The organism is Streptomyces sp. JNUCC 64, assembly GCF_054484115.1.
Genome location: NZ_CM137015.1, coordinates 7659868 through 7678032 on the forward strand (window position 1 = coordinate 7659868; position 18165 = coordinate 7678032).

The following is an 18165-nucleotide window of genomic DNA, read 5'->3' on the forward strand; positions in this document are numbered from 1 at the left end:
ATTACGCCCCTCGCAGGAGGTAGTTCGGACCGGTGGTGTAGTGCTTGTTGACGTCCCGCGCGCCCGAGCGCTCCTTGGTGAGCAGGGTCCCCGCCGTCACCATCGCCTTCACCGGCAGCCGCCGGGCGTCCAGGACGTGGGCGCGCAGCGCCGCCCCGGGCTCGCCGGGTCCGGTGCCGAGCCGTTCGACGGCCTCCCCGAGCCGGTCCCGCACCAGGGCGAGCAGCCGGTCCAGCGGGGCCCGGCCGTGGCGGGCCAGGGCGAACGCGGGCGCCCCCGCGCACAGATGGACGGTGATGGTGGTGAAGAGGTCGAGCAGGGGGCGGTCGTCGTCCCCGGTGATCCGGGGGTCGTCGAAGTCGGCGCGGGCGCGGTCGCCGAGGGCCGCCCGCAGCCGGGGGCCGTGGACGCGGGGCCCGTCGTCGTCCTTGAACAGCAGCCGCAGCGGGGGGCGTCCCGGCCGGTCGTCCAGGGCCAGGGAGACGTTCTGCTGGTGGGACTCCAGCGCGATGCCGTACCCGAACAGGACGGTCTGCCAGTCGAACAGCAGGGTGAGGACGGCGTCGAGGAGGGCGACGGGGTCCCCGCCGTGGAAGCGGTCGGCGAGCCGGTCGACGACGAGCCCGCCGCCGGGCGCGGGGGCGGTGAGGGCGGCCATCGGGACCACCAGGGAGCCGTCCAGCCCGTCCGGCCAGCGCCGTCGCAGCACCGCCAGGAGCTCGTGCCCGGCATGCGCGTAGCGGGTCTCGTCGGCGTGCAGCACGGTGGCTCGGAACCGGGGTTCGCGGTCGGTGACGGCGGCGAGCAGCCGCTGGCAGACGGCGCCGTCGCGCAGGGTGCCCGGTTTGATGGTCCGCCGGTTGAGCCGTCCCAGGGTCGAGGTGGCGAGCGGCAGCTTGAGATGGGTGGCGGGGTCCGAGACGAGCGCCACCGTCCGGGTCGACAGGGTCGGCACCACCTCGGCGTACGGACGCTCCGCGAGGACGGCCCGGCCGAGCAGCCCCGCCCCGGCCAGCGCGCCGTCCAGCGGCGCGCCCGGGGTGAGGGGGTGGACCGGCAGGGTGACGTGGTCCGCGTCCAGGGAACGCGGCAGTCCGAGGTCCGAGGGCAGCGGCCAGCCGTCCGTCCCGGTCAGGCCCTCGTCCACCACGTCCGCGCGGGGCAGGGCGAGCCAGCGGAGCCGGAACGTGGGATGGAACTCCGGTGCGTAGGAACGCAGGTGATCCTCCGTCAGACCCGGCCGGGCGCGTCCGGCCGGGTGGACGGGGTGGTCCAGCCGGGCGGCGAGCGTGTCGAAGGGCAGCGGACCGGGCCAGTGGGCGGGGTCGGGACCGTAGCGGTCCACGAGCCGGTCGGCGGTCCGCCGCGCGGTGCCGTGGTGCAGCACCTCGGTGGCGAGGGACTCCCGGCACTCCCGGGCGAACGCGGCGAAGCCGGGCCGGTCCCGGGGGTCGGCCAGCGCGGCGAGGGCGGACAGCACCGCGTCGGTGGTGGTGAGCTCCCGGTCCGGGCCGGAACCCTCCCGGCGCAGCAGCGGCAGCCGCGCCGCCCAGGCGCACTGGAAGCCGTCGGGCTCCACCGGCAGCGACAGCGCCCCGCCCGGATGGTCCAGCCGCAGCCAGTCGCCGTCGGGACGGCGGATCCGGACGGCGCGGGTGCGCAGTCCGACGACGTCCTCCCGCAGCAGCGCGCTCAGCACCCGGACGAGATGGCGGCCCTCGGGGGTCACGGGGTGATCTCCCAGTGGTGGCCGGTGAGGAAGCCGGTGACGGCGCGGTCCACCGACGCTTGGTCGCGTCCGGTGGCGCGGACCACCCCGAGGAGGTCCCGGTTGGTGTGGCGGACGGGGTGCCGCTCGCCCAGCGCCCGCAGCGGACGGTAGGCCAGCCGGACGTCACCGCTGGTCAGATCGGTGGCGTCGGGGGCCGCCGTGAGGGTGCCGCCGTGGTGCGCGCGGGGGTAGTCGAGCCGGGCGGCGCCGTCGGAGCGGGCGCCGAGGTCCGGGGGGAGGGGTTCGCCCAGATGGACGCGGAGCACATGGGCGAAGAGCGGGACGTCGAGCAGTTCCGCCAGCAGCAGGTCGCACTGGTCCCCGATGGCCCGGTAGTTGACCTCGACGATCCGGGCCCGTCCCGCCCCGTCCACCACGAACTCGGTGTGGCAGGCCCCGAAGCCGACCCCCAGCGCGTCCAGCTGGGCGGACACCTGGGCGAGGACGGCGGGCGGATGCGCGGGGACGTAGGTGAGGCGTTCCTCGATGAAGTACGGGGCGGGGGAGAGGTCCGTGCGGAACCCGCCGAGGACGTGCCGCAGCCGTCCGTCCCCGAGCGTCTCCAGGGTGTACAGCGGTCCCGCCAGGTACTCCTCCACCACCAGGGCCGCGCCGGGGCGGCGCGCGCGGACCTCCGCGCAGCGGGCGCGCAGCTCGGCGGGGGAGCCCACCAGGACGACGTCCTCGCTCGCCACTCCTTCGCGTGGTTTCACCACACAGGGGTAGGGCAGCTCCCCGGCGGCGCGCAGCGCCTCGTCGAGGTCCGCCCGGGCGGGGACCTCCAGCGCGCGGACGGGTCCGCCGGGCCCGTCGTGCGTACCGGTTCCGCTGGTGGGCCCGCCGGGTCCGCGCGGCCCGTTCGCTCCGCCGGGCCCGTCGTGCGCCCTGGTTCCGCCGGGTCCGCCGGGTCCGTCGTCGGTGCCGCTCGCCGCCAGGTGACGGCGCATCAGCCCCTTGTCCTTGGTGCGCAGGGCTGCCCGCCAGTCCTTCGCCGGGAGCCCGAAGTACCCGGCGGCCAGGGCGGCCTGGGTCTGGAGGTGATCGCTGTTGGTGAAGACGGCCTCGGGCCGTCCGTGGCGCGAGACCGTGCTGATCACCTCCCGGAAGTCCCGCACGTCGCACTCCACGACCTCCAGGTCCGGATGGCGCGCGCGGTGCGCCGCGGGCTGGTCGGTGAGGAGGGTGAGGCGGAGCCCCAGGGAGCGTGCGGCGGGGAGGAACCCTTCGGACACCGAGTCGGTGGGATTGAGCGCGAGCAGGTACATCCGCATGATCGGGAACACGGCCGAGAGCTTAGGTTAGGCATGCCTAAGAGTGTCAATTCGACCGGACGCCCCGTCGATTGGCGTGACGCCTGATGAAGCGGAGTAAGGTGAGGCTTCCCTCATTCCCGTGGATCGGCCGCGTCCGCGGTGACGTCTCATGCCCCCACCCCGTCGTCCGACGGTGTTCGAGGAGTACCCGTGTCCCTGGCCCTGGCGTCGGCACCGACCGCCCCCGCCGCGAGCTGTTCCGCCCTGCTGACCAGCGCCTACCGGCGACTCGCCGAGGCGTGTCCGGCGCTGGACGTGACCCCCGTCGGACCCTCGGCGGCGGGTCAGGGCTGGTACGACGGCGCCGAACTCGCCTGCCGCGAGGACTTCCTGAACGCCTGGCTGACCGGCCACGCGGACCGGATCCGCGCCCGCTACGACCACGAGCCCCGGCCCGACGTCGTCGCCTCCCGGGCCCTGCACGACTACCTGTGGACCGCCGCCGTCCTCATCGCCGGTCCCTGGTACCTCGAACGGAGGGTCCCCCGGGTGCGCCCCCGGGACCTGAGGATCAGCCGGACGAGTGACACGTACGAGATCGTCCCCGCCGCCTTCTCCTGTCTGCCCGACGACCCCGCCGCCGCGCTGCCCGGGGCACGGGTCCTGCCTCACGGGGACGCGCTGCGCGCCGAGGTGCGCGCCGCGCTGGCCGACCACGTCCGGCCGCTGCTCGCCGCGATCGGCCCCCGGCTGCGCCGGGGCCCGCGCGCGCTGTGGGGGATGGTCTCCGACGACCTGGTCTCCGCGGTCTGGTACGTCGGCCGCACCCACGGCGACGAGGCACGGGGGGTCCGGGAGGCGGAACGGCTGCTCCCCGGCTCCCTGCCGCCCTACCCGGGCGGCGCGGCCTTCCGCACGCTCACCACCCGCGACGGCCGCGAGCACACGACCCGGACCCGGGTCGGCTGCTGCCTCTACTACACGATCCGGCCCGCCGAGGCGTGCTCCACCTGCCCGCGCACCGGTGACGCGGAGCGGGTGCGCAGGATCGAGGAGGGCTGCTGACGGTCCTTCGGCCCCGCCCGGGGGCTCCGGGGCGGGGCGTGAGCGCCTGGGCGGGGCCCCGGCCGACGACGTCCGTGTCCGGCGCGTGATCGCGGGCATCCAGGAGCGCGCGGACCGGTTCGATGGGAGTGGCCGATGGAGTCCGGTCCGCTGGAGGAGGACGTCCGGGCCGCCGCGTCGTCGGAGCGCGGCCCCCCGGAACCCCGGACTCCGGCGTCCGGCCCGCTCAGACCTCGTCGAGGTGGACGCCCGAGCCCGCCCGGGACCGGCTGGTCTCCAGCCAGGGGCCGACGGGGCCGACCGGCGTCGCCGTGTCCACGGTGAGGTGGAGCCGGGTGTCGCCGTCGAGGCCGGGGTAGCTGCGTTGTTCGGCGCCCGCGAAGCAGAGGCGGAGGGCCTCCGCCACCGCTCGGGCGGCTTCGGGCGTGTGCGCGATGATCCGCACCTCGGCGTGTCCGAGCGACGGCGGTGTGCGGGTCTCGACGTACTTCATGGGGACGTGTTCCTTTCGGAGCGGCCGGGAAGGCCGGGAGAACGGGGACGGAGTGGGAGGAAGAAGACCGGAAGGCGCGGGAGACGGCGGGATCCGGGACCGCGGGGACGGTGGTGAAGCGCCGTGAGGCCGGGGGAGACGGGGAGGGCGCGGTGGCTGACGCGGGTGACTGGCGTGGGTGGGTGGCGGCGGGTGGGCGGCGCGGGTGGCGCCCGTCGGCTCCGGCCCGATCGTCAGGGGTCCCGTCGTTCAGCCGCTGGCGTCCGTGAAGCGGGACCCCCGCCCCTGGCGGCGGTCCGGCAGGCCGGAGGGCCTCGGCAGCGGGTCGCTGTAGTGACGGGTCGCGATCCGCGCGGCGTGCTGCGCGTTGAGCAAGTGGATCCACAGCATGCCCAGGCCCATCACGGCGATGAACACCACGATGACGATGGCGGTCTCCACGGAACTCACCTCCGGGTGCTTCGGGGTGACAGGAGCCCGCGCCGACCCGTGGGCGTGTGGAAAGGCGGCATCCGGACCTCGCCGAACCGGTCGGGGGAAGGGATGCGCGGCGGGGTGCGGAAGGCACCTGCCGGAAGCTCTGCGGCGAGGTCGCGGGGCACGGCCCGGTCGGGGGTGGTGGTCATGACGGACCTGCCCCCGGGCCGCCCGTCGACAGCCCGGTTTCTCGTGTTCGCCGGAAACGACACCCGCGTGAAAGCCGGTGTGCGGAATGCTCCCGGTGCTCTCAGTCTACGCTTGTTCGTTGATCTTCGGTGGGTCTGACCGGGAGGACCTTCCCCGCCGGGAACACATCGGGAGTAACGTGGAGGGCACGGCGGGTCCGCGCATGTGGACGCCCGCGTACCGGTCCCGCACCGGACCGCGACAGGGGCCGTGGCCGCCTCCCGTGGACGGGCGACCCACCATGGCTGACTCCGACACCCCCCGGACCGTCCTCCGACTGCTGCCGGACGCGGTCCACCAGGCGATCGCCCCGGGGACGACCCTGCTGAGGCTGGAGACCACCCGGTCCCGGCAAGGGATCCTCGACGGCGCTTGGTGGCCCCGCTCCCGGAACGTCGAGACCGAACTGCCCGCGCTGATCAGCGTCCTGACCGAGCACCTCGGACCCATCACCAGGGTGGGGCTCGACGCGTCCGCCTGGAACGGCCTTCCCACCCGGCTCGTCATCGACGACCGTGTCGTCCGCCTCGACTCCGATCCGGTCGGTGACGACACCGTCCTCGTCACCCGTGGCGACAACGACCACTTCGCCCTGCTGGTGGTGCCACCGGACACCCCGGCCGACGCCGCGCGGTCCGCGATGGCCCGCGCGGTCCGCGCGGGCAACACCAGTCCGGCGGCCGAGATCCTCGTCGCCGTTCTCCCCGCTCCCGAGGGCGCGGACCGACCGGAGGGCCCACCCGGTCCGCACCCAGGGCCTGGCCCGCACTCCGGATGAATCCGCCGGGATCCTCACGCCCATGGCCGCACACTCCGTCGACGAAGTGAACGAGGGGTGGTGTGGATCGCTGCGAGGGCGCCGCCCGGTGCGGAGTTTCCGTGGAGGCGGTTTCGTTCGGAGGGTGAATCTTCCACCCCGAAGATGTAAGGTAAGGCTAACCTTAGATCGACTCCCGGGGTGCGCTGTTCGCGCGCTGGCGGGCGCGTCGTGCGGTGCGGGCGGCGGCCCTGTCCGGCGCCGTCCCGCCGATCGTGGATCCAGCGCCCCGCGGGTGCCATCGCTGGCCGTCGGGGTCTCGGCGGGCCCCGCCCGTCGGGAACCGGAGGGTCCTGGACGGCTCCTGACGTCCCGTGCGGGAGTCCGTCCACGGCCGGGCCCCCGCGCCGGGGGCGCGCACCGCTCCCGGCACGGGCGGCGCCGGTCGCCGGGCCGGACCTCCGTCCGGCCCGCCTCGAACCTGCGGTGGGGTGTTCCCCTGTTCGGTCCCTGAGGGGAGTGCCCCGCCGTAGCCCGGACGGCCCGTGTTCGGGTCGCCCGCCCGGTCGCCGGTGCGGCGCCGGGTGCCCGCCGTGCGCGGCGGGTGGTTCGTCGGTGTGCGAAGTCGGCCGCCGTCCGCGCGGGCCCGTCCGCTCCGCCCGGTGCCGCCCGTCCGTGGGTCGCCCGGCTTCGGCGGAGGGTGTGTCGCGGGGCCACCGCCGTGAACGTCGCGGGGCCGATCGCCCTCGCCTCCCTCCCTGTTCGGGTCCGGTTGGGTGGGCCCGCTTCGTCGCGCGCGACGGGTTAACTTAGGCTTACCTAAGTTCGTATGGCCGCTCGGGTGGCCCGCGTCCGTGGTAGCCGTTCCTCTGGGGGAGTTGACACACACATGCATCAGGAACCGGACGAGTTCGCGCTCCTCGCCTCCCAGGCGGGCGTCCGTGCCGCGAACGGGCCCGCCCCCGGCGCCGCCGCGTTCCAGACCGCCGACGTGGTGGAGATCCACGGTCCGCTGGACGCGGGACTCTTCCGCGCGGCGCTCACCCGCGCCGTCGCGGAGGCCGACACCCTGCGGATCACGGTGCGCGAACGGGAGGGCGTCCCCGTCCAGCGGGTCGCCGCCGCCCCCGGCGAAGCGCCGCTGCGGACGCTCGACCTGCGGGCCCACCCCGACCCCCTGGCCGCCGCCCACGCCTGGACCCGCGCCGACCTCGACCACCCCGGCGCCGCCCCGGACCCGGAGCCCGTGTCCGGCACCCCCGTCGGAGATCCGGCCTCCGCCGACGCCCCTGGGCCCGGCGCCCCCGCTGACGCCCTCGCCTCCGCCGACAGCCCCGACAGCCCCGACGGCACCCGCGCCCCCGGACCGGCCGACGCCCCACTCATGACCCAGGCCCTCATCCGGCTCGCCGACGACCGGTACTGGTGGTACCAGCGGGTCCACGCCCTCGCCGTCGACGCCTACGCCCTCCGGCTCGTCGGCCGCCGGGTCGCGGAGCTGTACACCGCGTTCGCCGCCGGTCGGGAACCGTCCCGCACCCGGTTCGCCCCGCTGCGCGCCGTGGCCGAGGAGGAGTCCCGCTACCTGGACGGTGAACGGTACGCCGCCGACCGGGAGTTCTGGACTGGACGGATGGCCGGGGCGCCCGCTCCCCGTACCCTCGGCGGGCCCCCCACCGGCGCCCACGCCGGAGTCCTGAACGCCCACACCGACCTGCCGCCCGGCGCCTTCGGCCGGATCACCCGCGCCGCCGCGACCGGCAGGGCCACCTGGGCCGAACTCTTCGCCGCCGTCGCCGCCCTCCACCTCCACCGCGCCACCGGCGCCCGGGACCTCGTCCTCGGACTGCCGCTCACCAACCGGCGCGGCCCCGCCGCCCTCCGCACCCCCCACGCGGCGGTCAACGTCCTCCCCCTGCGGTTGACCGTCCACCCGGAGGACACCGGCGCCGCACTGCTGCGCCGGGTCGCCCTGGAGATCCGCGAGGTCCGCCGCCACCAGCGCTACCCCGGGGTCGATCTCCGCCGCGACCTCGGGCTCGCCGACACCGAACCGCTCACCGGCCCGCTGGTCGGCATCCGGCCGCGCGCCGACGACCTCGCCTTCGGACCGCTCACCGGAACCGTCCGCGAGCTGGCCTCCGGACCTGTGGACGACCTGGTCCTCGGCGCCGCCCCCGGCCCCGGCGGACGGCTGCGGATCTCGGTCGACGCCCCCGCCGACCGCCACGACCGGGACGCCGTCACCCGCCATCACACCACCCTGCTCCACCTCCTGGACGGCTACACCGAGCTGCTGCTGACCGACCCCCAGCGGTCCGTCGGCACCCTGGGCGCGCTCCCCCTCCACCGGGAGCGGGACGCGGCCGGGAGCCGGAGCGACGGCCGCCGGACGACGGACGCTGCCCGGGGGCCGGACGGTCGCCACGAACGGGACGCTGTTCGGGGGCCGGACGGCCACCAGGAACGAGACGCTGCCCAGGGGGCGAACGGCCACCGGGAACGGCGGGAACGGGACGAGCCCCGGGGGTCGAACGACCGACAGGAACGGCACCCGGCGGGGCGCCGCAGCGGGCGGCCCGCCGTGCGCACCGTCCCCGACGAACTCACCGCCCGGGCCGCCCTCACCCCCGACGCCGTCGCCGTCCGGACCGCGGACACCACCCTCACCTTCGCCGAACTGGAGTGCGCGGCGGGCGGACTCGGCGCCGAACTCGCCCGGCTGGGCGTCACCACCGGCACCCCCGTGGCGCTCGCCCTGCCCCGCACCGCCACTCTGGTCGTCGCGCTGTTCGCGGTGCTCGGCGCGGGCGGCGTCTGCCAGCCCCTCGACCTCGACCACTCCCCGGAACGGCTCCGGGCCGCCCTCGACGACGTCCGCCCGGTCCGCGTGATCGGCACCACCGCGACCCTGGCCGCGCTCCCCGGTCACGGGCTGCCCTCCCTCGCCCTCGACGACCCCGCCGCCCGGGACGCCCTCGCCCGTCACCTGGCCCCCGTCCCCACCACCCGGCCCACGCTCCGCGACGCCGCCTGCCTCGTCCACGCCCCGGTTCCCAACGGCCGCCCCGGTGGCGTCCTCGTCGGCCACGCCTCCCTCGCCGCCCTCCACGCGGACCACGGCAGCGACCGCATCGCCCCCGCCGTCGCCCGCACCGGCCGCCCCCGCCTGCGCGCCGCCCACACCGCCCCCTTCGCCTCCGGCACCTCCTGGGGCCCGCTGCTGTGGATGGTCCACGGCCATGAACTGCACCTCGTCGACGACGCCGTCCACCGCGACCCGGCCGCCCTCACCGCCTACGTGCGCCAACAGCGCGTCGACTACCTCGACGTGACGCCCTCCCTCGGCGCCGCGCTGCTCGCCGAGGGACTGCTCGACGAGGGCCACCACCGCCCGGCCGTCCTCCTCGTCGGCGGCGAACCCGTCCCCGGACCGCCGAGGGAACGCCTCACCGCCGTACCGGGGCAGCCCGCACGTCAGCGCGCCCGCCCCGGCTCCGCGGAACCCCGCCCCCGGGCCGTCCCGCACCCTCGAATAAACCTGACGAGATCCTCACGCCCATAACCGTATGATTCACCCCATGTCCACGACTCCCGACCCGCCGCGGCCCCGGCTTGCCACCCGCTCCGCCGACGAAGTGAACGAGGACATCCGCGCACTGTGGGCGCGGGCGGGCGGCAGACTCAGCACCGAACAGCGGCGCGAGTACCAGTGCCTGGTCCTGGAGTGGTCCGCCGCCCGTCAGCACCCGCCCGTCCGGGAGCCCCGTCCCGCCCCCGGCGCCACCTCCGGCACTGCCACCGGTCGGGGCACCCACGCGGCCTGACGCCGCCCCGGACCGACCGACGGCGCTCCCCGTCCGACCGCCGCCGGGGAGCGCCGCCCGGCGCCCGCCGTCCCGGGCCCGGGCGGCAGCCCCGCCCCGCGCCCCACCACCCCGCGCCCGCCCGGCCGTTCACCCGAGCGGGCAGGATGCACAGGCATGACGAACGGAACAGGGCCCGGGTACGAGGAGCGGTTCGGCTGGGACCGGCGCACCGCCGCGCAGGCCGCCGGATGCGCGCTCTTCAGCCTCGGCCTGCTGCTGCCGGGCCTGTCGCCCGCCACCCGCCTCGGCGGGCTCCTCTGCTTCACCCTCCCCGCGGTGCTCCTCACCGCCATGGCGTCGAGCCGCCGGACCGCCTTCCGCGTCGACGCCACCGGAGTGCTGCTGGGCGGCCACCCCCTGCGCCACCGCGCCACCACCACCCGGGTGCCCTGGGCCGACGTCCGGGCCGTCGTGCTGTTCGACCAGCCGTCCGGCCCCCGGACGGCCCGGATCGGACTCGCCCTCGGCCCCGGGGCCGCCCCCGCCACCGGACCCCTCGGACGCACGGTCGTCAGCGCGCTGGTGCCGGGCGTCCCGCCCGAGGTCACCCTGGTCTCACGGCCGGTCCGGCTGTGGCGGATCGACCCCGTACGGCTGCGCGCCGCCGTGGACGCGCTGGCCCCCGGCGTCCCGGTGACGGACCTGCGCCGCGCGCGCTGACCGCCCACCGGCGGAGACGGACGCACGGGCCGAACGCATGGTCCGGACGTGCACCCCGCACGGGAACGCCCGCCTGCCGAGTGGTGACAACGGCGACTGTGCCGCCCCGAACACGCTGTGGAACCGTTCTCCACGTCCCGCCCACCGGAGCCGCGAGGAGCGTGTGTGAACCCCGAGTACGCCGCGTACTGCCAAGCGGACCCCGACTTCTACGACGCCCCCCACCGGGGCGCCGGGGAGTCCGCGGCGCCCACCGGACTGTTCGCCGCCGCCCGGGCGGGAGCACCCGAGGGCTGGCGGGCCGAACGGCACGGGGACTGGCTCTCCTTCACCCCGCCCGACGCACGGGTGCCCGCCCAGGGCTGGAAGATCCATGTCTCGGCGGCGCTGGACAACGCCGAACGCGTCCTGGACCGGGTCGTCGCCCACTGCGCCGAGCGGCGGCTGCCGCTGAAGTTCGTCCCCGGTCCCGGACTCCTCTTCCTCCGCAACGCCAAGTACGCCGACCGCGCGGGCAGCGGCAAGTTCATCACCGTCTACCCGCCTTCGGAGGAACGGTTCCGCGAGATCGTCACCGACCTCGCGGAACTCCTCGCAGGGGAACACGGCCCGTACGTCCTCAGCGACCTCAGGATCGGCGACGGCCCGGTCTACGTGCGCTACGGCGCGTTCGCCCGCCGGTACTGCCTCGACGCCGAGGGACGGCCGGTGCCCGCCCTCAGCGACCCCGACGGCGTCCTCGTGCCCGATCCGCGCGGACCGTCGTTCCGGATCCCGTCCTGGGTGACCCCGCCGTCGTTCCTCGGACCGCACCTCGCGGCCCGCGCCGCGACCGGCGCGCTGCCCTACACCGTCGAGGGCGCGCTGCACTTCTCCAACGGCGGTGGCGTCTACCGGGCCCGCGACCCCCGCACCGGCGAGCGGGTCGTCCTCAAGGAGGGCCGCCCCCACGCCGGGCTCGCCGCCGACGGCGCCGACGCCGTGCGCCGCCTCGACCGGGAACGCGCCGCGCTCGAACAACTCGCCGGACTGGACTGCGTCCCCCGGCTGCTCGACTCGTTCGACGTCGAGGGCCACCGCTTCCTCGCCCTGGAGTACGTGCCGGGCACCACCCTGAACACCGTGCTCGCCCGGCGATTCCCCCTGGCGAAGGCCGCCGCCACCCCCGAGGAACTCGCCGAACACGCCGCATGGGCCCGTGACGTCCACGCGAAGGTCAGCGACGCGGTGCACGCCGTCCACGCCCGGGGACTGGTCATCAGCGACCTCCACCTGAGCAACGTCATGGTCCCCGACGACGGCTCCCGCGTCGTGCTGCTCGACTTCGAGGCCGCCTCGCCCGCCGTGGAACGCCGCCGCCAGACCGTCGCCAACCCCTCGTTCGTCGCCCCCGCCGACCGGCGCGGCACGGACATCGACACCTACGCTCTGGCCTGTCTGCGGCTCGCCCTGCTCACCCCGCTCACCGCGCTCTTCGCCATCGACCGGGCCAAGGCCCGCGACCTGGTGCGGGAGATCACCCGGACCTTCCCGGTCACCGAGGACGAACTCGCCCCCGCCCTCGCCGAGATCCTCCGCCACACCGGCGAACCCGGCGCCGCCCCGGCCCCCGGCACCCCGGTGCCCGCCGCCGCGTTCGCGCCGCTCGGCGAGGACCGCCCCGACGTCCCCGATCCGGCCGACTGGCCGCGCTCCCGCGACTCGATGGCCCACGCCCTGCGGGCGTCCCGCACCCTTGACCGCGAGGACCGCTGTTACCCCGGCGACATCGCCCAGTTCGCCTCTCCGGCGGGCGGACAGAGCCTCGGCTACGGCGCCGCCGGAGTGCTGCACGCCCTGCGGGAGACCGGCGCCGAACCCTGTCCCCGCGCCACCGAATGGCTCCTCGACCACAGCAAGGACCCCGCCCCCGGCACCCCCGTCGGCCTCTACGACGGACTCGCCGGAATCGCCTGGACCCTGCACCGGCTCGGCCACCGCGAACAGGGCCTCGCCCTGGCCCGGCTGATCGCCCGTCAGCCCCTCGACGGCCTCCCCGCCGATCTGCACAGCGGCCACGCGGGCCTCGCCCTCGTCCTCGACGACCTCGCCCGCGCCACCGACGGCGCCGAGGCGGCCGCCCTGAGCACCGCCGCCGACCGCTGCGCCGACCTCGTCGCCCGCGCCGTCCGGCAGGCGTCCCCGACCCGGCGCACCGGCCTCCTGCACGGCTCCTCCGGCCCGGCCCTGCTGTTCGTCCGCCGCTACGAGACCACCGGCGACCCCGCCCACCTGGACCTCGCCGCCGACGCGCTCCGACTGGACCTCGACCGCTGCCGCACCGGCACCGACGGCGCCCTCCTCGTCCTCGACGGCAAACGCACCCTCCCCTACCTCGGCGGCGGCAGCGCGGGCCTCGCGATGGTCCTCGACGACTACCTCGCCCACCGCGACGACCCCGCGCTGCGCGCCGCGCGCGACCAGACCGACCCGGGGCTGCGGTCCGCCTTCTACATCCAGCCCGGACTCTTCCGGGGCGTCGCCGGACTCGTGCTGCACCTGGCCCGCACCCCGCACGGCGACCCCGCCGAACGGCGCCTGGCCCTGGCGCGGCACGCCCGCCTCCTCGCCCTGCACTCCGTCCCCTACGCGGGCGCACTCGCCTTCCCCGGAGAGCAGATGCTGCGCCGGTCCATGGACCTGGCCACCGGCACCGCGGGCTGTCTGCTCGCGCTCGGCGCCGCCTTCGGCGACCGGCCCGCCGCACTGCCCTTCCTCCCGCCGCCCACGCGGCCCACAGACCGGCCCCATCCAGGGGCCGTACCCCAATGAGATCCATCCGTCCCCAGAAAGGATCCGTCATGGCACTGCTCGACCTCCAGTCCCTGGACACCCCCGAGGACAGCTTCGAGGGCCCCGCGACGGGCAGCCAGGTGAGCCTGCTCGTCTGTGAGTACAGCTCGCTGAGCCTGCTCCTCTGCACCCCGTGACCCATCGGCCGGGACACCGCTCGACGAGCCGCCGCGCCGGTCCGGCCGCCGCGTCCGCCCGTCCGTCCCGGCACTGAGCCGACCGGTCCCGCGCCCACCGGGCGCGGGACCGGCCGCGTCACCGCCCTCCGGCGGCGGACGGCACCCCGACCGCCGCCGGACGGCGTCCACTCCCACCGGAGCGCCCCGCCCACGGGCCGCCGGACCGGGAACGCCGCCCGCGCCGAAAGGACCCCGGGTGCCCCCCAGCCGCCCCCCGTCCCCCCGCCGCGGGCCCCTCGCCGTGGTCCTGCTGTGCTCGGTGGGCGCCGCGCTCGCCGCGCTGGCGCTGCCCGCCGCCCTCGGCCACGCCCTGGACGCCCTCCTCGCCGACCACCGCCTCCCCGGGGCCGCCCTGCTGCTGGCCGCCGCCCTGACCGCCGTCGAGGTCCTGTGCGACGCCGCCGCCGCCGCGGTCGGCGGCACCGCCACCGCCCGGCACACCGCCCGGCTGCGCCGCCACGCCCTCGACCGCTTCCTGCGCGCCGGGGAACACCACGCCCGCCGGTTCCCCGCCGGGGACACCGCCACCCGGCTCACCTCGAACGCCGCCGAGGCCGCCGCCGTCCCCGTCACCCTCGCCACCGCCGCCGGGACCGCGCTGCTGCCCCTCGGCGGCACCCTCTGCCTCTTCCTCGTCGACCCGTGGACCGGGCTGGCGCTGCTCGCCGGACTGCCCCTGTTCGGCCTGCTGCTGCGCGCCCTGGTCCGGGACACCGCCGCCGCCTCCGCCGACTACCAGCGCGAACAGGCCGTGATCGCCGCCCGGCTCACCGAGACCGTCGACGGCGCCGACACCGTACGGGCCGCCGGGACCGCCGTCCGCGAACGCGACCGGGCCCTGGAGCCCCTCGGCCGCCTCGCCGCGCACGGCCACCGGGTCTGGCGGGTGCAGAGCCGGGCCGCCGCCGGGGCCGCCGGACTGCTCCCGCTGCTCACCCTGCTGGTCCTCGCCGTCGGCGGACTCCGGCTCGCCCAGGGCGCGCTCACCCCCGGCGAACTGCTGGCCGTCACCCGCTACGCGGTCCTCGCCGTCGGCCTCGGCGCGCTGACCGGGGCGCTCAGCGCGGTCTCCCGGGGCCGGGCCGCCGCCGTCCGGCTCACAGAGCTGAGCGCCCTGCCCGCCCCGCCGCACCGCGGCCTCGCCCTGCCCCCCGGCGGACCGGGCGAACTCCGGCTGCGGGACGTCCGCGTGGTCCGCGACGGACGGACCCTGCTGGACGGCGCCGACCTCACCGTCCCCGGCGGCACCACCGTGGCGGTCGTCGGCCCCTCGGGCGCGGGCAAGTCCCTGCTGGCCGCCGTCGCCGGACGGCTCCTCGACCCCGACTCCGGAAGCGTCACCCTCGACGGCGTCCCCCTGGACGGCGTCGACCCCCGGGAACTGCGCACCGAGGTCTCCTACGCCTTCGCCGCCCCCGCCCTCCTCGGCACCACCGTCGCCGACGCCATCGCCTTCGGCGCCGGACCCGCTCCCGACGCCCGGCGGATCCGCGCCGCGGCCCGCGCGGCCGCCGCCGACGGCTTCATCGGCCTCCTCCCGCACGGCTACGACACCCCCCTCGACCGGGCCCCGCTGTCCGGCGGCGAACGCCAACGCCTCGGACTGGCCCGGGCGTTCGCCCATCCGGGACGCCTCCTCGTCCTCGACGACGCCACCTCCAGCCTGGACACCGCCACCGAACGCCTGGTGCGGCGGGCGCTGACGCGCGGCACCGGGCACCGCACCCGGCTGGTGGTCGCCCACCGGGTGTCCTCGGCCGCCGCCGCCGACAGCGTGGTCTGGCTGGACGGCGGCCGGGTCCGCGCCCACGGCCGCCACGACGACCTCTGGCGCGATCCCGCCTACCGGGCCGTCTTCCGCACCGACCCCGCGCCCCGCGCCCCCGGGCGCACCACCCCCGAGGAGGTCCGGTGACCGAGCCCCGCCCCCCGCGCCTGACCGGCCCCGCACCTGGCGGACGGACCGGCGCCGAACCGGTCTCCGGCGGACGGGCCTCCGACGGACGGGCCGACGCCGAACCGGTCTCGGGCACCCGGTCCGACGCCGAACCAGCCTCCGGTGGACGGGCCTCCGACGGACGGGCCCGCGTCGAACCGGGCTGCGGCGAACGGCCCCCGGGCCGACTGGCCCATGGCCCACGGCCTCCGGGCGGACGGGCGCCCTCCGGCGAACGCGCCCCCGGAGATCCTCCGCCCGGAGGACGGGCGTCCGCGGACCGGGGCGCCGACGGCCGGACCTCCGGCCGCCCGGTCCCCGGTGGTGGGGGTGGCGCTGATCAGTCCCCCGAGGAGCGGAGCCCTGGGGAACGGACTTCCGGTGCTTCCGTCCCGGGCGACGAAGGTGGCGTTGGCCGGCCCTCCGACGAGCGGCCTCTCGATGAGTGGAACCCTGGGGGACGGACTTCCGGTGGCCTGGCCCCCGGCGGCGGACGCGGCGTTGGCCGGCCCCCCGGCGAGCGCCCCCCCGAGGAACCGAGCCCCGAAGACCGGGCTTCCGGCGGACGGGCTCCCGGCGGACGGACTTCCGGTGGCGGGGGCGATGACGGTCGGGCCCCGGGTGAGCGGACCTCCTCTGAGCGGACGCGCCACGGCCGGAACACCAGCGGTCCCAGCGCCAGCCGCCGAAGCACCGACAGCCCGGGCACCGGCGGCCCGACCGACAGCGCCCCGGGCACCCACAGCCCGGGCGGCACCGGCGGCCGGGGCGCCCTGGCCCGGGTCGGCCGTGAGGCCCGTCCGTTCCTGCGGGCCCGGGTCCCCGCCCTCGCCCGGCTCTCCGCGTGGTCGCTGCTGGAGGCCGGGCAGACCTTCCTCGGCGGCTACGCCGTCGCCCGCGCGCTGGACGGGGGCTTCCTCGCCGGTTCGCCCGCCACCGGACTCCTCTGGCTCGCCGTCGCCGCCCTCGCCGTGCTGCCCGCGGTGCTCGCCGCCCGGGGCGTCTTCGGGAGCCTCGCCGACCTGGTGGAACCCCTGCGCGACGGACTCGTGCGGCGGGCCGTGACCCGGGGCGTCGCCGACGCCCTCGACGGTTCCGTCCCCACGGCCGCCACCCGCTCGGTGTCCCGGGTGACCCATCAGAGCGAGATCGCCCGCGACGGCTGGGCCGGACTGGTGCTCTCCCTGCGGTCGTTCGTCTTCACCTCCGTGGGCGCGCTCGCCGGACTCGCCGTGCTCTCCCCCCGGCTGCTGCTGGTGGTGGTGCCACCGGTCCTCGCCGGGGCGGGACTGTTCCTCGCCACCCTCGCGCCCATGGCCGCCCGGCAGCGCGCCTACCTCGACGCCGACGAGGCGTTCGCCGCCCACACCGCGCTGATCGCCTCCTCGGTGCGCGACCTCGCGGCGACCGGCGGCGCCCCGCACGTCCTCGACGAGGCGGAGCGCCTCACCCGCGACCAGGCCCGGGCGTCGGCGGCCCTCGCCCGCTGGGCCGCCGCCCGGGTCCTCGCGCTCGCCGTCTGCGGGGCCCTGCCCCCGCTGCTGCTCCTGCTGACCGGGCCCTGGCTGCTGCGCCACGGCCTCACCACCGGCGGACTCCTCGGTGCCTTCGCCTACCTCACCCAGTCGCTCGCCCCCGCCGTGCACGCCCTGCTCACCGCCCTCGGCACGGCGGGCGGCCGACTGGTGGTGGTGCTCGACCGGTTCACCGACCCGGCCCGGCTGCCGCTCCCGCCGGACCGGCACCCGGCGCACGGCCGCCCGCTGCCGCGTGCCGCCGCCCTCGCCGAACTGCGCTCCGTCACCTTCGCGTACGGCCCCGGCGCCCGTCCTGTGGTGGACCGGCTGGACCTGACCCTGCGGCCGGGGGAGCGGCTGGCGGTGGTGGGCCCGAGCGGCAGCGGCAAGTCGACGCTCGCCGCCCTCCTCGCCGGGGTCCTCGCCCCCTCGTCCGGCGAGGTGCGCTGGCTGGGACGGCCCGTGGCGGCCGCCGGCGCCCCCGAACCCGGCGCCCTGCGCACCCTGTCGCCCCAACGGGCGTACGTGTTCACCGGCACGGTGCGGGACAACCTCCGCTATCTGCGCCCCGGCGCCGACGACCGGGAACTGTGGTCCGCCGCCACCGGACTGGGCGCCGCGCCGCTGGTGCGCCGCCTCGGCGGGCTCGACGCCTCCCTCGACCCCGCCCGGCTCTCCCAGGGCGAACGGCAACTGCTGGCCCTGGTCCGGGCCGTGCTGTCCCCGGCCCCGCTGCTCATCCTGGACGAGGCCACCAGCCAGCTGGACCCGGCGGCCGAGGCCCGCGCGGAGGAGGCCCTCGCCCGCCGCCCGGGCACCCTGGTCGTCATCGCCCACCGACTGGACTCGGCGCGCCGCGCGGACCGGGTACTGGTCCTGGACGGGGGCACGGCGGTCTGCGGCACCCCGGGGGAGGTGTCCGCGCGGTCGGCCCTCTACCGGGACCTGGCGGGGGACTGGACACCCGTACCGGGTCCGGCCGCCCTCCCCGTACCCGTCTCCGCCCCGCCCCCGGACGCCGGGAAGGAGACGCGCGGGGGAACGGGAACGCCCGGGCGGCCGGGGGTGCCGGTCCCGCCCGGCGCGGCCGGATGAGGAGGGCCACCGGGGCGTTCCGCGCGCCGGTCCCGGGCGGCCGGGCCCGGTGTCCGGTCCCAGCCGGGCGGC

General features: G+C 77.0%; 13 protein-coding genes. 9 read left to right on the forward strand and 4 right to left on the reverse strand.

Annotated elements, in window-relative coordinates:
- Position 1: 1 nt before the first annotated feature.
- Together ACVWNX_RS31695 and ACVWNX_RS31700 are read right to left on the reverse strand one after the other, a co-directional pair.
- Positions 2 to 1729, reverse strand: a complete 1728-nt coding sequence (locus ACVWNX_RS31695) for an IucA/IucC family protein (RefSeq protein WP_454411628.1) — start codon at positions 1727 to 1729, stop codon at positions 2 to 4.
- On the reverse strand, positions 1726 to 3042 hold the full coding sequence (locus tag ACVWNX_RS31700) for an ATP-grasp domain-containing protein (RefSeq protein WP_454415017.1): 1317 nt from the start codon (positions 3040 to 3042) through the stop codon (positions 1726 to 1728). The genes ACVWNX_RS31695 and ACVWNX_RS31700 overlap by 4 nt, the downstream gene beginning before the upstream one ends.
- Before the next feature lie 192 nt (positions 3043 to 3234).
- On the opposite strand from ACVWNX_RS31700, the gene ACVWNX_RS31705 reads away from it, so the two are divergent.
- Entirely contained in the window at positions 3235 to 4089 is an 855-nt protein-coding gene (locus ACVWNX_RS31705) for a (2Fe-2S)-binding protein (protein ID WP_454411629.1), read from the forward strand.
- Positions 4090 to 4315: 226 nt separating this feature from the next.
- Here the strand turns inward: ACVWNX_RS31705 and ACVWNX_RS31710 are convergent, their stop codons facing one another.
- Positions 4316 to 4582, reverse strand: a complete 267-nt coding sequence (locus ACVWNX_RS31710; RefSeq protein ID WP_454411630.1) for a hypothetical protein — start codon at positions 4580 to 4582, stop codon at positions 4316 to 4318.
- Positions 4583 to 4831: 249 nt separating this feature from the next.
- Positions 4832 to 5023 carry a hypothetical protein gene (locus ACVWNX_RS31715; RefSeq protein WP_454411631.1) on the reverse strand — a complete coding sequence of 64 codons (192 nt, stop codon included), beginning with the start codon at positions 5021 to 5023 and terminating at the stop codon, positions 4832 to 4834.
- Between the two features lie 466 nt (positions 5024 to 5489).
- Between ACVWNX_RS31715 and ACVWNX_RS31720 the strand changes: the two genes are divergently transcribed.
- From ACVWNX_RS31720 to ACVWNX_RS31755, 8 genes are all read left to right on the forward strand, one after another.
- Entirely contained in the window at positions 5490 to 6026 is a 537-nt protein-coding gene (locus ACVWNX_RS31720; protein WP_454411632.1) for a DUF5994 family protein, read from the forward strand.
- 868 nt (positions 6027 to 6894) lie between these two features.
- Positions 6895 to 9570, forward strand: coding sequence for a condensation domain-containing protein (locus ACVWNX_RS31725; RefSeq protein WP_454411633.1), 2676 nt, complete (start codon positions 6895 to 6897; stop codon positions 9568 to 9570).
- Positions 9571 to 9586: 16 nt separating this feature from the next.
- The gene (locus ACVWNX_RS31730; protein WP_454411634.1) at positions 9587 to 9832 is read left to right on the forward strand and encodes a hypothetical protein; all 246 of its coding nucleotides are present in this window, start codon (positions 9587 to 9589) and stop codon (positions 9830 to 9832) included.
- Positions 9833 to 9988: 156 nt separating this feature from the next.
- Entirely contained in the window at positions 9989 to 10534 is a 546-nt protein-coding gene (locus ACVWNX_RS31735; protein ID WP_454411635.1) for a hypothetical protein, read from the forward strand.
- Between the two features lie 165 nt (positions 10535 to 10699).
- The gene (gene lanKC / locus ACVWNX_RS31740) at positions 10700 to 13345 is read left to right on the forward strand and encodes a class III lanthionine synthetase LanKC (protein ID WP_454411636.1); all 2646 of its coding nucleotides are present in this window, start codon (positions 10700 to 10702) and stop codon (positions 13343 to 13345) included.
- Positions 13346 to 13374: 29 nt separating this feature from the next.
- Positions 13375 to 13503, forward strand: coding sequence for a SapB/AmfS family lanthipeptide (locus ACVWNX_RS31745; protein ID WP_454411637.1), 129 nt, complete (start codon positions 13375 to 13377; stop codon positions 13501 to 13503).
- A gap of 238 nt (positions 13504 to 13741) precedes the next feature.
- Complete coding sequence (locus ACVWNX_RS31750; protein WP_454411638.1) at positions 13742 to 15460, forward strand: ABC transporter ATP-binding protein; 1719 nt, start codon at positions 13742 to 13744, stop codon at positions 15458 to 15460.
- 794 nt (positions 15461 to 16254) lie between these two features.
- Positions 16255 to 18093, forward strand: coding sequence for an ATP-binding cassette domain-containing protein (locus tag ACVWNX_RS31755; protein WP_454415018.1), 1839 nt, complete (start codon positions 16255 to 16257; stop codon positions 18091 to 18093).
- Positions 18094 to 18165 lie beyond the last annotated feature (72 nt).